This window comes from Microbulbifer sp. ALW1 (assembly GCF_009903625.1).
Lineage (GTDB): Bacteria > Pseudomonadota > Gammaproteobacteria > Pseudomonadales > Cellvibrionaceae > Microbulbifer.
The window spans coordinates 4298600-4310845 of sequence record NZ_CP047569.1 but is presented as its reverse complement, the minus strand read 5'-3'; the positions used below and the strand labels follow the sequence as shown (position 1 = coordinate 4310845).

Sequence of the window (12246 nt, the reverse complement as noted above, 5' to 3'; positions counted from 1 at the left end):
AGGCGAACTGCATGCAGTTCGCCTTTTTTATTGGGGTGACCTGAGTCTTTTCGACCTTAAACCTTGTCGAAGATCAGGCTGGCGTTGGTGCCACCGAAGCCGAAGCTGTTGGACAGTGCACGGCGCACTTCGGTCTCACGCAGCTCGGTCACCAGGTCGAGGCCTTCGGCCGCTTCGTCCACGGTTTCCACGTTGGCAGAGGCGGCGATAAAGCCATTCTGCATCATCAGCAGGCTGTAAATCGCTTCCTGTACGCCGGCGGCGCCCAGGGAGTGACCGGTGAGGGACTTGGTGGAGGCGAATGCCGGCACTTTGTCGCCGAACACTTCTTTCATTGCACGCAGTTCAGCGACGTCACCTACCGGGGTGGAGGTGCCGTGGGTGTTGATGTAGTCCACACCGCCTTCGAGGCCCTTGCCGTCCATACCTGCCAACGCCTGCTGCATACAGCGTGCCGCGCCTTCACCGCTGGGGGCCACCATGTCATAACCGTCAGAGGTGGCACCGTAGCCCACCAGTTCGGCGATGATGTTGGCTCCACGGGCTTTGGCGTGCTCGTACTCTTCCAGAACCACACAGCCGCCGCCGCCGGCAATCACGAAACCGTCGCGATTGGCGTCATAGGGACGGGAAGCGGTGGTCGGGGCATCGTTGTACTTGGAGGAGAGGGCACCCATGGCGTCAAACAGGTGGGTCAGACTCCAGGCCAGTTCCTCACCGCCGCCGGCAAATACGATGTCCTGTTTACCCATCTGGATCAGCTCGGCACCGTTGCCGATGCAGTGCGCCGAGGTGGCACAGGCCGAGGAGATGGAGTAGTTCACGCCCTTGATCTTGAACGGGGTGGCGAGACAGGCGGAAACCGTGCTGCCCATCACCTGGGGCACGCGATAGGCGCCGACACGACGCACACCCTTGGTTTTGAGGATGTTCGCAGATTCAATGATCGCCGCGGTGGAGGTGCCGCCAGAGCCCATGACCAGACCGGTGCGTGGGTTGGAGATTTCTGACTCTTCGAGGCCGGCCATTTTGATGGCTTCGGCCATGGAAACGTAGGCGTAAGCGGCGGAATCGCCCATGAAGCGCAGGTGCTTGCGGTCGATGTGTTCCTTGAAATCGATATCGACGACACCGGCGATCTGGCTGCGTAGACCCAGTTCGGCGTACTCATCCATGTAACGGATGCCGCTGCGGCCGGCTTTCAGGGAGGCCAGCACTTCCTCGGTATTGTTGCCGATGCAGGAAGTGATGCCCATTCCGGTAATGACTACCCGGCGCATAGTGATCTCCAATAAAACGTATAGAGTGAATTGTTATTTTTTTATATGACAGTGTCTTGTGTGACCGACAGACGGATTAAAAGTTGTCTGTACGGGTAAACAAGCCGACGCGCAGATCCTTGGCAGTGTAAATCTCGCGACCGTCAACAGATACAGAGCCATTGCCAATACCCATCACCAGCTTGCGCTCTACCAGGCGGCTCATCTGGATATGGTAAGTGACTTTCTTGTTGGTCGGTAGAATCTGGCCGGTGAACTTCACCTCGCCACAACCGAGGGCGCGACCGCGGCCGGGGTTGCCTTTCCACGCCAGGAAGTAACCCAGCAGCTGCCACATGGCGTCGAGGCCAAGGCAGCCGGGCATGACCGGATCGCCGGGGAAGTGGCAGTCGAAGAACCACAGGTCCGGGGTGATATCCAGTTCGGCAATCAGTTCCCCTTTGCCGAACTCGCCGCCGTCTTTGGCAATATGGGTGATGCGATCCAGCATCAGCATGTTGGGGGCGGGCAGCTGGGCATTACCCGGGCCGAACATTTCACCGCGGCCACAGGCCAGAAGTTCTTCGCGGGTGTAGCTGCTTTTTTGAACGAAATTACTCATTGGGTCCCCGATTTTGGGCATTCTTTACACGAGCCGGCATTCTAAGGGCTAAGGATAGCTTGTCCAGTCGGTCATAAGCCTTTTTGTGACTGGAATTGTCTCAATTAACCCTTGACCCTCTGTGTATAGCGCGAAACGTCGGGCTTTGGGCGGCTCTGGCCGCCGGTCTTTAGGCTGGACTGATTCTTGCCTCATTTTTGTGATAAGTTGCTGAAATTCGGCGCCGGAGAGCGCCGATTCAGTATTTTAATGAGGGGGAGCAATGCTCAAAAAATGTCTTTTTCCGGTGGCCGGGTACGGAACCCGCTTCCTGCCGGCAACCAAGGCAATGCCCAAAGAAATGTTGCCTCTGGTGAACAAGCCGTTGGTGCAATATGGGGTAGAGGAGGCCATCGAGGCCGGCCTTACCGAGATCGGCTTCGTCACCGGGCGCGGCAAACGCGCTATTGAAGACCATTTTGATACCAACTTTGAGCTGGAGCACCAGATCGCCGGTACCGGCAAGGAACGCTACCTCGACTCTGTGCGTGAGGTGATCGATACCGCCAGTTTCTCCTACACCCGCCAGGGCGAGATGCGCGGGCTTGGCGATGCCATCCTGCAGGGGCAGCGCCTTATCGGCGATGAGGCGTTTGCGGTAGTGCTCGCGGACGACCTGTGCCTGAACGAAGAGCTGGGCGTTCTCGGACAGATGGTACAACTCTACAAGCAGTTCCGTTGCAGTATTGTGGCGGTAGAAGAAGTGCCCGAGGACCAGATCCACAAATTTGGTGTAATTGCCGGCAATGAAATCAAGCCGGGCCTTTACCAAGTCACGGACATGGTGGAAAAGCCCAAGGCGGAAGAGGCGCCGAGCAATATGGCGATCATTGGTCGCTATATTCTCACGCCGGATATATTCGACCTGATCCGCGAAACCCCGCCAGGAAAAAATGGCGAGGTGCAGATTACCGATGCGCTGCTGACGCAGGCTCAACGCGGTTGTGTTCTTGCGTATAAATTCAAGGGCCGCCGTTTTGACTGCGGTTCCGTCGACGGCTTTATCGAAGCCACCAACCATGTTTACCAAAATGTTTATTTGCCCGGAGAAAAAGGCTGATATGTCTGAATTAACCTGTTTTAAAGCCTACGATCTTCGCGGCCGTGTGCCCGACGAACTGAATGTTGATGTGGCCTATCGTGTCGGCCGCGCGTTTGCCCAGTTTCTGGATGCCCGCCGCGTTGTGGTGGGTCATGATATCCGCCTCACCAGCAGTGAATTGACCGATGCCCTGGCCAATGGCCTGCGCGACGCCGGTGCCGATGTTTTCCATATTGGCGAGTGCGGCACCGAGGAGATTTACTTCTCCACATTCCACGGCGACTTCGATGGCGGCATTTGTGTGACCGCGAGTCACAACCCCATGGATTACAACGGCATGAAGTTTGTGCGCACCGGTTCCCGTCCCATCAGTGGCGATACCGGCCTGCTCGACATCAAGCGCCTGGCAGAAGAAAACAACTTCCCGGCCGTGGAAAAGCGTGGCGAACTGCACACCTTTGCCCACCGCGATGATTTTGTGAAACACCTGCTGGGCTATGTCGATGTCTCCGCACTGAAACCGCTCAAGCTGGTCGTCAACGCCGGTAACGGTGGCGCCGGTTCTGTAGTGGATGCGCTGGCGCCGAGCCTGCCGTTCGAATTTGTGCGCGTACACCACGAGCCAGATGGCAACTTCCCCAACGGTATCCCCAACCCGATCCTGCCGGAAAACCGCGAGTCTACTGCCGTTGCCGTGCGCGAGAGCGGTGCGGACTTCGGTATCGCCTGGGATGGCGACTTCGACCGCTGTTTCTTTTTTGACGAAAGCGGCGAGTTCATCGAGGGTTATTACGTGGTTGGCCTGCTGGCGGAAGCCTTCCTGGCGAAGCACCCGGGTGCCAATGTGGTGCACGATCCACGCCTGACCTGGAACACCGAAGATATCGTCAAGGCCGCGGGCGGCGCGCCGGTACAGAGCAAAACCGGCCATGCCTTCATTAAGGAGCGCATGCGCAAGGAAGACGCTATCTACGGTGGCGAGATGAGCGCGCACCACTATTTCCGCGATTTCGCCTACTGTGACAGTGGCATGATTCCCTGGTTGCTAGTGGCGGAGCTGGTAAGTCGCAGTGGCAAGTCTCTGTCACAGCTGGTGGGTGAGCGTATGGCCGCTTTCCCGTGCAGTGGCGAGATCAACTCCAAAGTAGAAGACCCGAAAGCACTGCTGGCCGCGGCAGAAGAAAAATATGCAGCTGGTGCCAACAGCGTCGAGCACGTAGACGGCCTGAGCATTGCCTTCGACGACTGGCGGTTTAACCTGCGCATGTCCAACACCGAGCCGGTTGTGCGCCTGAATGTCGAATCCCGTGGGGATGAGGCGTTGATGAAGGCCAAGACCGATGAGTTACTCGGCCTGATTCGCGGTTAAGATGGTTTGGGGCGGACTCGCCTCACCTGGCCGGCGTCAGCGTCCCAAAATCAAAAAGCCCCGCAATTGCGGGGCTTTTTTACGTGGTCCGTTTTAGGTGGTCCGTTTTTAGGTGGTCCGCTGAATCGAAAATTCCGCTAACTGCTGCAATGCAGTCTTGTGCTCACCATCCGGTAAAAATTCCAGTTTTTCCAGGGCGAGTTCCACTTCTTTTCTGGCGCGATCGAAGGTGTAGTCCAGCGCACCGCACTCCTCAATTGCTGCAACAATTTCGGTGAGTTTCTCCGCGCTTTTCTGTTCAATCGCTTCACGTACCAGTGTGGCCTGTTCGGCAGTGCCGTTGGCCATCGCATAAATCAGTGGCAGGGTAGGCTTGCCTTCGGCCAGGTCGTCGCCCACATTCTTGCCCAGTTCCTCGGAATTGCCGCGGTAGTCGAGGGCATCGTCTACCAGTTGAAAGGCGGAGCCCAGGTGGCGGCCGTAGAGCTTGAGGGACTGGCGCTGTTCTTCCGTGCAGTCGGCCAGCACGGCGGCCGTCTCGCAGGCGGCTTCAAACAGGGCGCCGGTCTTCTTGTGGATAACCGCAAGGTAGTTGGCTTCCGTGACTGCTGGATCGCCTGCGTTCACCAGTTGCTGTACCTCGCCCTCGGCGATGGTGTTGGTGGTGTCGGAGAGGATGGACATGATGTCCATATCCTTCAGGGCAACCATCATCTGGAAGGCTCGGGAATAGAGGAAGTCGCCCACCAGTACCGCCGGCGCGTTGCCCCACTGGGCGTTGGCGGTGATGCGGCCGCGGCGCATATCCGAGGTGTCTACCACGTCGTCGTGCAGCAGGGTGGCGGTGTGGATGAACTCGATGATGGTGGCCAGGTCTATGTGGTTCTCGCCCCGGTAGCCGGCGGCGCGGGCGCAGAGCAGCACCAGCAGCGGGCGCAGGCGCTTGCCTCCAGCCTCGACCAGGTAGTGTCCGATGTTCTCCACCAGCGGAACGTCGGAATGCAGTTGATCGATGATACGTTGATTGACGGCCGCAAAATCGTCGGCGGCTACCTGGTGGAAAGGCAACATTCAGGGTTCCTTATACTGCGCTTGTTTTCTCTCAGGGCGGCAAGCCTAGCGGTTTTGGCCCCGGGCGGAAAGGCGTGAAGTGGGACAGCCTGCCCGAAAAACGCACTATTGTATCAATCGTGCGAATTGATTAGAATCTGCGCCCCGCTCGAACCGGGCCTATCCCTCATGGGAGCCGCCGGAGTCGGGAAAACAGTGTTAATCAACACGGCGCAAGCTCCCAAAATGCTGGCTAACCGGTCATTAGTTTGGCCTGCCGCTGCTTCGTGTCGTCCATTTTGTTGGAGCATAGAAATATGTACGCAGTTATTGAAAGCGGTGGCAAACAGCACCGTGTAGAAGAAGGCGAAGTTCTGCGCCTGGAAAAAATCGAAGTAGCAACCGGTGAATCTATCGATTTCGATAAGGTCCTGATGGTTGTGAACGGCGACGCTATCAACATCGGTGCGCCGGTTGTTGAAGGTGCCAAAGTGACTGCAGAAGTGCTGAGCCACGGCCGCGGCGAGAAGGTGAAAATCATCAAGTTCCGTCGTCGTAAGCACTCCATGAAGCGTCAGGGCCACCGTCAGTGGTACACCGAAGTTAAAATCACTGGCATCAAAGGCTAATCACCAGGTAACAGAAGAGGAGTAACTACTCATGGCACATAAGAAAGCTGGCGGTAGTACGCGCAACGGGCGCGATTCTGAAAGTAAACGCCTGGGCGTTAAGCGCTTTGGCGGTCAAGCTGTCTCTGCAGGCAGCATCATCGTTCGTCAGCGTGGCACCAAGTTCCACGCTGGTGTAAACGTTGGTATGGGCAAAGACCACACTCTGTTCGCTACTGCCGATGGCGTAGTGAAGTTTGAGGTCAAGGGTGCCAATAACCGCAAGTTTGTTTCCATCGAAACAGCCTAAGCGGTCATAGCGTCCGATAAAAAGCCCCGCAATTGCGGGGCTTTTTTGTATCTTGCCCCCTTTTTTTGTATTGATCCTGGGCAAATTACACTGAAGACCGGTCAACCCGGTAAGTAGAGCCATGAAATTTGTAGATGAGGCGCCGATTTCGGTGCAGGCCGGCAACGGCGGTAAGGGATGTTTGAGCTTTCGTCGCGAGAAATTTGTCGCCAAGGGTGGTCCCGATGGCGGTGACGGCGGCGATGGCGGCTCCGTGTATCTGGTGGCTGATGAGTCACTGAATACCCTGGTGGATTACCGCTACCAGCCGAATTACCGCGCGCAAAGTGGTGAACCCGGCCGCGGGCGCAACTGTACCGGTGCCAAAGGTGAAGAGCTCGAGCTGAAGGTGCCTGTGGGTACCACCGCCATTGATGTGGATACCGGGGAGACCCTGGGGGATCTGCTGGTGGCAGGTGAGCGTTTGCTGGTAGCTCAGGGCGGCTGGCACGGGCTGGGCAATACCCGCTTCAAGTCCAGTACCAATCGCGCGCCGCGCCAGACCACGCCCGGCAGTGAGGGTGAAAGCCGCAACCTCAAGCTGGAACTGAAAGTGCTGGCCGACGTGGGCATGCTGGGGCTGCCCAATGCGGGCAAATCCACGTTTATTCGCGCCGTGTCTGCGGCCAAACCGAAAGTGGCGAATTACCCCTTTACCACCCTGGTACCGAACCTGGGTGTGGTGCAGGTACAGAAGTATCGCAGCTTTGTCATTGCGGACATCCCTGGTCTGATCGAAGGGGCGGCGGAAGGTGCCGGCCTGGGTATCCGCTTCCTCAAGCACCTTACCCGCTGTCGGGTACTGCTGCACCTGGTGGATCTGGCGCCGTTTGACGGTTCTGATCCGGTGCAGAATGCGCTGGCGATCGAGCGTGAGCTGGAAGCGTTCAGTCCCACCCTGGCCGGGCGTGAGCGCTGGCTGGTGCTGAACAAGACTGACCTGGTACCGGCAGATGAGCTGGAAGAGCGCTGTCAGTCCATTGTGAATGCCCTTGGTTGGCAGGGGCCGGTGTTCCGGGTGGCAGCAATTCGCGGTGAGGGTACCGATGTGCTTAGTGGGCAGCTGATGGATTACCTGGAAGAGGTCAAGCATCAGGAAGAGCTGGATGGTGAGCTGTTCGAGGCCGAGCAAGAAGCTCAGCGGCAGATGCAGCGCGAGGCGCGGGAGCGCATCGAAGCGCAGCGCCAGGTGCAGCGTGCCAAGCGCAAAGCGGCGAAAGAATCTGACGAGGATGATGAAGATTGGGACGACGATGACTACGACGTGGATGTAGAATATCGCCCCTGAATCAGGCGCCTCTTTAGTTGATTGTTTTGCCGAGGCGCGTTTTTACAAGAGGAAGAAATGGATTCCATCTCGTCGCGCCAGCAACTCTCTTCCAGCAAGCGCTGGGTTATCAAAATTGGCAGCGCACTGCTGACCGATAATGGCCGCGGGGTCAACCGCGCGGCCATCCAGAACTGGGCGGGTCAGATCAGTGCCCTGCGTCGGCAGGGCATCGAGGTGCTGCTGGTATCCTCTGGCGCCGTCGCTGCGGGTATGGATCGTCTCGGCTGGCGCAAGCGGCCGGAGTCGATCCACCAGCTGCAGGCGGCCGCCGCTATCGGCCAGAGTCATCTCGTGCAGGTGTACGAGCATGCCTTTGGGCAGTACGACTGCCGCACCGCTCAGATCCTGCTGGATCACGACGACCTCTCCAACCGCACCCGCTACCTGAATGCCCGCAGTACCCTCAAGACCCTGCTGTCTCTGGGGGCGGTGCCCATCATCAATGAAAATGACACGGTGGTCACCGACGAAATCCGCTTTGGCGACAACGACACCCTGGGTGCCCTGGTGGCCAATCTGGTGGAGGCGGATGTTCTGTTGATTCTCACCGATGCCGATGGCTTGTTCACCGAAGATCCCCGCGACAATCCTGCGGCGGAGCTGGTGCGCGAGGCAACGGCGACGGATCCCCGGCTGGTGGCGATGGCGGGCGGTTCCCGCAGTGGTCTCGGCCGCGGCGGTATGGCGACCAAAGTGCGCGCGGCCCAGCTGGCGGCGCGCTCCGGGGCGCGCACGGTCATTGTCGGCGGCAGCGCGGACCTGGTTATCGAGCGGGTTGTGGCCGGTGAGGGGCTGGGGACCCTGCTGCTGCCGGAGGCGGATCCGCTGACAGCGCGCAAGCGCTGGCTTGCGGGCCAGCTGCAGGTGCGCGGCCAGCTGCACCTGGACGCCGGTGCCGAGCGGGCGCTGCGCAATCAGGGGAAAAGCCTGTTGCCGGTCGGGGTGGTGAAAATGGATGGGCGCTTTCACCGCGGTGAGCTGGTGAGTTGTATCAATGCGGCGGGCGAGGAAATTGCCCGGGGGTTGGTGAATTACGACAGTTCCGAGGCGCTGAAAATCTGCGGTCAACCTTCAGATCGAATTGTCGATTTGCTGGGTTACCGGGATGACGATGAGCTGATTCACCGGGATAATCTGATACTGCTGTCCTGAGGTTGCCCGCAGGGCGTCAGGCATCACCGGGCGCCAGCTGGCAGGCACGAATCAGCAGGCACAAAAAAGCCCCGCCATGGCGGGGCTTTTTCATGCTCAGAAAAAGCAGCGGCTTAGGCAGCCAGCTTTTTGATCTGGGCGTTCAGGCGGCTCTTATGGCGAGCAGCCTTGTTTTTGTGAATGATGCCTTTGTCAGCCATGCGGTCGATAACCGGCACTGCCGCGGTGTAGGCGGTCTTGGCTTTTTCTGCATCACCTGCATCGATGGCCGCAACTACCTTTTTGATGTAGGTGCGCACCATGGAGCGCAGGCTGGCGTTGTGGTTGCGGCGCTTTTCGTTTTGGCGCGCGCGTTTCTTCGCTTGAGGTGAATTGGCCACCGGTTGCTCCTGTCTGGAATCAATAAAACTCGAACTTCGGGCCGGGGGCCCGTTTGGGACGCGACATTATCCCCAGCGTTGGTTGTTTGTCAACCGCTGGCGCCAGCAGTTTGTGACCGCTGCGGACACGGACGTTGCTAGCAATGTAGCGCCGGGGCGCTAGCGGGGAAGCGTCAGGGTAAACGTCACTCCCTGGCGGTCTTCCCGGTTGGCAGCGCTCAGCTGGCCACCGTGAAAATCCGCTATCAATCGCGCGATATGCAGTCCCAATCCCAGGTGGCCGGCCTTGCCGCCGTCATCGCGGACAGAGACCAGGGAGTCGAACAGTTTCTGGCCGAACCCTTCGGGCAGCAGGGGGCCGTCATTGCTGACGGAAACCCGGTATTCCCGCTTGCTCTCGCTGGCGCTGACGGTGATCTGGCTGCCGTCGGGGGCAAAGCTCACTGCGTTGTCGATCAGCTTGTCCAGCAACTGTGCCAGCAGCTCCGGGGCACCGTGGTAGTGAAGTTGCGCCGGCGGCGCTGGTGTCTGCTGCAGCTCAAACCTGTGGTGGGGGTGGGCGTCGGCGTAGCTCTGGGTCAGGAGCTGCAGCAGGTCGGCGAGGTCGAAGTCCTCCCGTTCTGCCTGGCTGATGCTGGCCTCCAGGTGCGTTGCCGCCGACAGGGCGTTGAGGATGGAAGAAAGGCGCGCGCCGCCGTCGGCCGCGCGCTCGGCGTAGCGTCGGCTGTCGCTGTCCAGTTCGCCGGCGCTCAGGTTGTCTAGGGATGAGCGCACCACCGCCAGCGGAGTGCGCAGTTCGTGGGACAGTTTGCCCGCCAGGCTGCGCAGATACTGGTGGTAGTGGTCCAGCTCCGCCAGCAGGCTGGCGAAGGCCCGGTTCAGGGCGCCCAGCTCGTCGTTTACAAAAGGTTGCGGAAAGTCCCCCCGCAGGCGGCCGCTGGTATCCACCGCGTTTCGGGCGGCCCGGTGCAGGCGCCGGATGCGCCAGGACAGCCAGCTGGCGTAACCGAGCAGCAGTAACAGCACCAGCCCGGCGGCACCGGCTGTAGTTAGCCACAAGCGCCGGGCGGCGGATTCGGTGAGGGATTGCAGGGCGCTGGCAGACTGCGCCGCAATCACCCGCCCCAGCAACGGCCGCTCGATAATGTCGTCGGCGCGGGTGACTACCGGCACGCTGACGGCACCGATGCGTTCATCGCCAGCGTTGGCTTCGTCTGCTGCCCGGAACCACTGGCCGGCGGTATCCCGGTTTTGCGTCAGGGACTCCGGGTACTGGCGCGGAAGCGGCGGTAACTGGTCGGTGGTGAGGATCTGGCGGTAGAGCCAGTCCAGTAGCCAGTGGCGCTCTCCGGAAGAATCTGACGTTTGCCGCTCATCGGCAAAGTCAGTGCCGGTGCTGGCCAGCACAAACCCCTCTTTGTCGACGACTGTCAGCTGCAGCTCCGGGCGCGCAAAATGATTCAGTTCCTGCTGCAGGTCGCGCAGGGGCTCCACCAGCGCCCCGGGGCGCCCGTCTGCGGGCAAGGTGCTGGTGTGGCGCGGGGCGTCTCCGCCGTCGCTGCGGGTGCGATCTTCCACCGCGATCGCCAGTTCGCCATCGGTGAGGCCGAAGGGCATGGAGAGCTCCAACTGGTAGCCTCGCGGGGAGGCGGTCCAGCGCCCGCGAATGCGCAGTTCGCGCTCGTACTCGCCACGGCGGGGGTTGTACCAGAGGGCGCGCACCGGGCCCTGGCTGGCGACGGGCAGGGTGTACTGCTGGCGGGCGGTGTACAGCTGTACGGTGTCGCCACTGGAAATGCCACTGCTGCGGGGGTCGTGGTAGCTGGGACTGCGATCTTTGGCGGTCAGCAGCATGTATATCTGGTTGTCGTTTCTCCCCAGGGTGACCTGGGCCAGGGGCTTGCCGTCCTGATCAAGGAGTTGTCGAGGCGGTAGCGCCAGTCCCCGCCACTCTTCTCCGTAGCCGTCCAGTACCGGCGCCTGGGGTAGGGGGTTCAGGTACAGCTGGGCGCCCGGCGGGCGGCCGTTTCGCCTGGGGTCCGGAGCGATCAGTTCGGGGGCGCTGGCGAGGCGTGCGGCAATGGCGTTACCGGTGGCTTCCAGGGTCTGCATCTGGCCCTGGCTCAGGGCTTTGTCCACCTGGCGCAAATACTGGCAACCCGCCCAGGGTAGGGCCAGGGTGCAGAGGCTGAGCAGTATGAGTTGGCGGCGCAGTTTCACAGGGAAGGCTTCAGTGGGTGAGTTTCAGTGGTTGCAGTTGTGTTTAGACCTGCCAGCGATAGCCCATGCCATAGGCCGTGCTGATGGCGTCAAAATTACCGTCGATGGTCTGGAACTTGCGCCTTATGCGCTTCACATGGGAGGTAATGGTGTTGTCATCCAGTACCACCCGTGCGGCTTCCATCAGCTGGCTGCGGGATTTGACGTGCCCGGGGCGCTTGGCCAGTGCGTGCACAATCCAGAATTCCGTCACCGTCAGGTCGACGGCTTCCCCCAGCCAGTGGCAGTGCAGTCGCGATACGTCGAGGGTCAGGTCGCCCTGGGTGAGGGTTTCGCTTTCATCCCCCTGGGATTGCATCACGCTTACCCGTCGCAGCAGGGCGCTGATGCGGGCCTGCATATGGGGCAGGGAAATGTCTTTGGTCAGGTAGTCGTCGGCACCCAGGCGCAGGCCGGAGATGATGTCGAGTTCGGAGTCCCGCGCTGTGAGGAACAGGATCGGCAGGGTGGGCGCCATGGCACGCAGTTCCCGACACAGGTCGAAGCCGCCCTCGATTTCTGCACCCAGTCCCACATCGATGACCGCCAGGTCCGGCAGACGCTGGCGGAAGGCCTCCAGGGCCTGGGGGCGCGTGTGGTACAGGTTTACCTGGTAGCCGGTGCGGCGCAGGGCGTCGCGGTAGTTTTCGGCGATGGCAATTTCGTCTTCGACAATGGCGATGGTAGGGCTGGTCATGGGGTTTCCGGCACCGTTCTTGGCATTATATCTGGCGGAAAATCATGCCCGAAGCGGAGCTGACTGGCAAAGAGTGTCTAGTAGCCGATG

General features: G+C 60.1%; 12 protein-coding genes. 6 read left to right on the top strand and 6 right to left on the bottom strand.

Translation table 11 applies throughout. The features are described 5' to 3' along the window. Positions 1 to 56: 56 nt before the first annotated feature. Together fabB and fabA are read right to left on the bottom strand one after the other, a co-directional pair. Positions 57 to 1280, bottom strand: a complete 1224-nt coding sequence (fabB, locus tag GRX76_RS17815) for a beta-ketoacyl-ACP synthase I (protein ID WP_160154525.1) — start codon at positions 1278 to 1280, stop codon at positions 57 to 59. 76 nt (positions 1281 to 1356) lie between these two features. Continuing rightward, the gene (gene fabA / locus GRX76_RS17810; RefSeq protein WP_105103213.1) at positions 1357 to 1881 is read right to left on the bottom strand and encodes a 3-hydroxyacyl-[acyl-carrier-protein] dehydratase FabA; all 525 of its coding nucleotides are present in this window, start codon (positions 1879 to 1881) and stop codon (positions 1357 to 1359) included. 262 nt (positions 1882 to 2143) lie between these two features. On the opposite strand from fabA, the gene galU reads away from it, so the two are divergent. Further along, positions 2144 to 2980 (top strand): UTP--glucose-1-phosphate uridylyltransferase GalU, encoded by an 837-nt coding sequence (gene galU, locus GRX76_RS17805; protein WP_160154524.1) that lies wholly within the window; start codon positions 2144 to 2146, stop codon positions 2978 to 2980. Position 2981: 1 nt separating this feature from the next. Next, positions 2982 to 4331 carry a phosphomannomutase gene (locus GRX76_RS17800; RefSeq protein WP_160154523.1) on the top strand — a complete coding sequence of 450 codons (1350 nt, stop codon included), beginning with the start codon at positions 2982 to 2984 and terminating at the stop codon, positions 4329 to 4331. A gap of 108 nt (positions 4332 to 4439) precedes the next feature. On the opposite strand, the gene ispB is transcribed toward GRX76_RS17800, so the two are convergent. Continuing rightward, entirely contained in the window at positions 4440 to 5402 is a 963-nt protein-coding gene (gene ispB / locus GRX76_RS17795) for an octaprenyl diphosphate synthase (RefSeq protein WP_160154522.1), read from the bottom strand. A 296-nt stretch (positions 5403 to 5698) separates the two neighbouring features. Between ispB and rplU the strand changes: the two genes are divergently transcribed. From rplU to proB, 4 genes are all read left to right on the top strand, one after another. Continuing rightward, the gene (gene rplU, locus GRX76_RS17790; protein ID WP_160154521.1) at positions 5699 to 6010 is read left to right on the top strand and encodes a 50S ribosomal protein L21; all 312 of its coding nucleotides are present in this window, start codon (positions 5699 to 5701) and stop codon (positions 6008 to 6010) included. Between the two features lie 31 nt (positions 6011 to 6041). Next, positions 6042 to 6299, top strand: coding sequence for a 50S ribosomal protein L27 (gene rpmA, locus GRX76_RS17785; RefSeq protein ID WP_010132157.1), 258 nt, complete (start codon positions 6042 to 6044; stop codon positions 6297 to 6299). 121 nt (positions 6300 to 6420) lie between these two features. Further along, positions 6421 to 7626: an Obg family GTPase CgtA gene (gene cgtA, locus GRX76_RS17780; protein WP_160154520.1), complete on the top strand. Its 1206-nt coding sequence runs from the start codon at positions 6421 to 6423 to the stop codon at positions 7624 to 7626. 57 nt (positions 7627 to 7683) lie between these two features. Next, on the top strand, positions 7684 to 8820 hold the full coding sequence (gene proB / locus GRX76_RS17775; protein ID WP_160154519.1) for a glutamate 5-kinase: 1137 nt from the start codon (positions 7684 to 7686) through the stop codon (positions 8818 to 8820). A 113-nt stretch (positions 8821 to 8933) separates the two neighbouring features. Here the strand turns inward: proB and rpsT are convergent, their stop codons facing one another. The 3 genes from rpsT to pdsR form a co-directional block, all read right to left on the bottom strand. Then, a complete protein-coding gene (rpsT, locus tag GRX76_RS17770) occupies positions 8934 to 9200 on the bottom strand; it encodes a 30S ribosomal protein S20 (RefSeq protein WP_160154518.1) in 267 nt (88 codons plus the stop codon). A gap of 159 nt (positions 9201 to 9359) precedes the next feature. Then, complete coding sequence (locus tag GRX76_RS17765; protein ID WP_160154517.1) at positions 9360 to 11420, bottom strand: ATP-binding protein; 2061 nt, start codon at positions 11418 to 11420, stop codon at positions 9360 to 9362. Between the two features lie 43 nt (positions 11421 to 11463). After that, positions 11464 to 12156 (bottom strand): proteobacterial dedicated sortase system response regulator, encoded by a 693-nt coding sequence (pdsR, locus tag GRX76_RS17760; RefSeq protein WP_160154516.1) that lies wholly within the window; start codon positions 12154 to 12156, stop codon positions 11464 to 11466. Positions 12157 to 12246 lie beyond the last annotated feature (90 nt).

Bases quoted from the DNA above. Each gene is read 5' to 3' on its own strand.
- ispB (WP_160154522.1), bottom strand. From the start codon at position 5,402: ATGTTGCCTTTCCACCAGGTAGCCGCCGACGATTTTGCGGCCGTCAAT.
- proB (WP_160154519.1), top strand. From the start codon at position 7,684: ATGGATTCCATCTCGTCGCGCCAGCAACTCTCTTCCAGCAAGCGCTGG.
- fabA (WP_105103213.1), bottom strand. From the start codon at position 1,881: ATGAGTAATTTCGTTCAAAAAAGCAGCTACACCCGCGAAGAACTTCTG.
- rpmA (WP_010132157.1), top strand. From the start codon at position 6,042: ATGGCACATAAGAAAGCTGGCGGTAGTACGCGCAACGGGCGCGATTCT.
- fabB (WP_160154525.1), bottom strand. From the start codon at position 1,280: ATGCGCCGGGTAGTCATTACCGGAATGGGCATCACTTCCTGCATCGGC.
- rplU (WP_160154521.1), top strand. From the start codon at position 5,699: ATGTACGCAGTTATTGAAAGCGGTGGCAAACAGCACCGTGTAGAAGAA.
- galU (WP_160154524.1), top strand. From the start codon at position 2,144: ATGCTCAAAAAATGTCTTTTTCCGGTGGCCGGGTACGGAACCCGCTTC.
- cgtA (WP_160154520.1), top strand. From the start codon at position 6,421: ATGAAATTTGTAGATGAGGCGCCGATTTCGGTGCAGGCCGGCAACGGC.
- pdsR (WP_160154516.1), bottom strand. From the start codon at position 12,156: ATGACCAGCCCTACCATCGCCATTGTCGAAGACGAAATTGCCATCGCC.
- GRX76_RS17800 (WP_160154523.1), top strand. From the start codon at position 2,982: ATGTCTGAATTAACCTGTTTTAAAGCCTACGATCTTCGCGGCCGTGTG.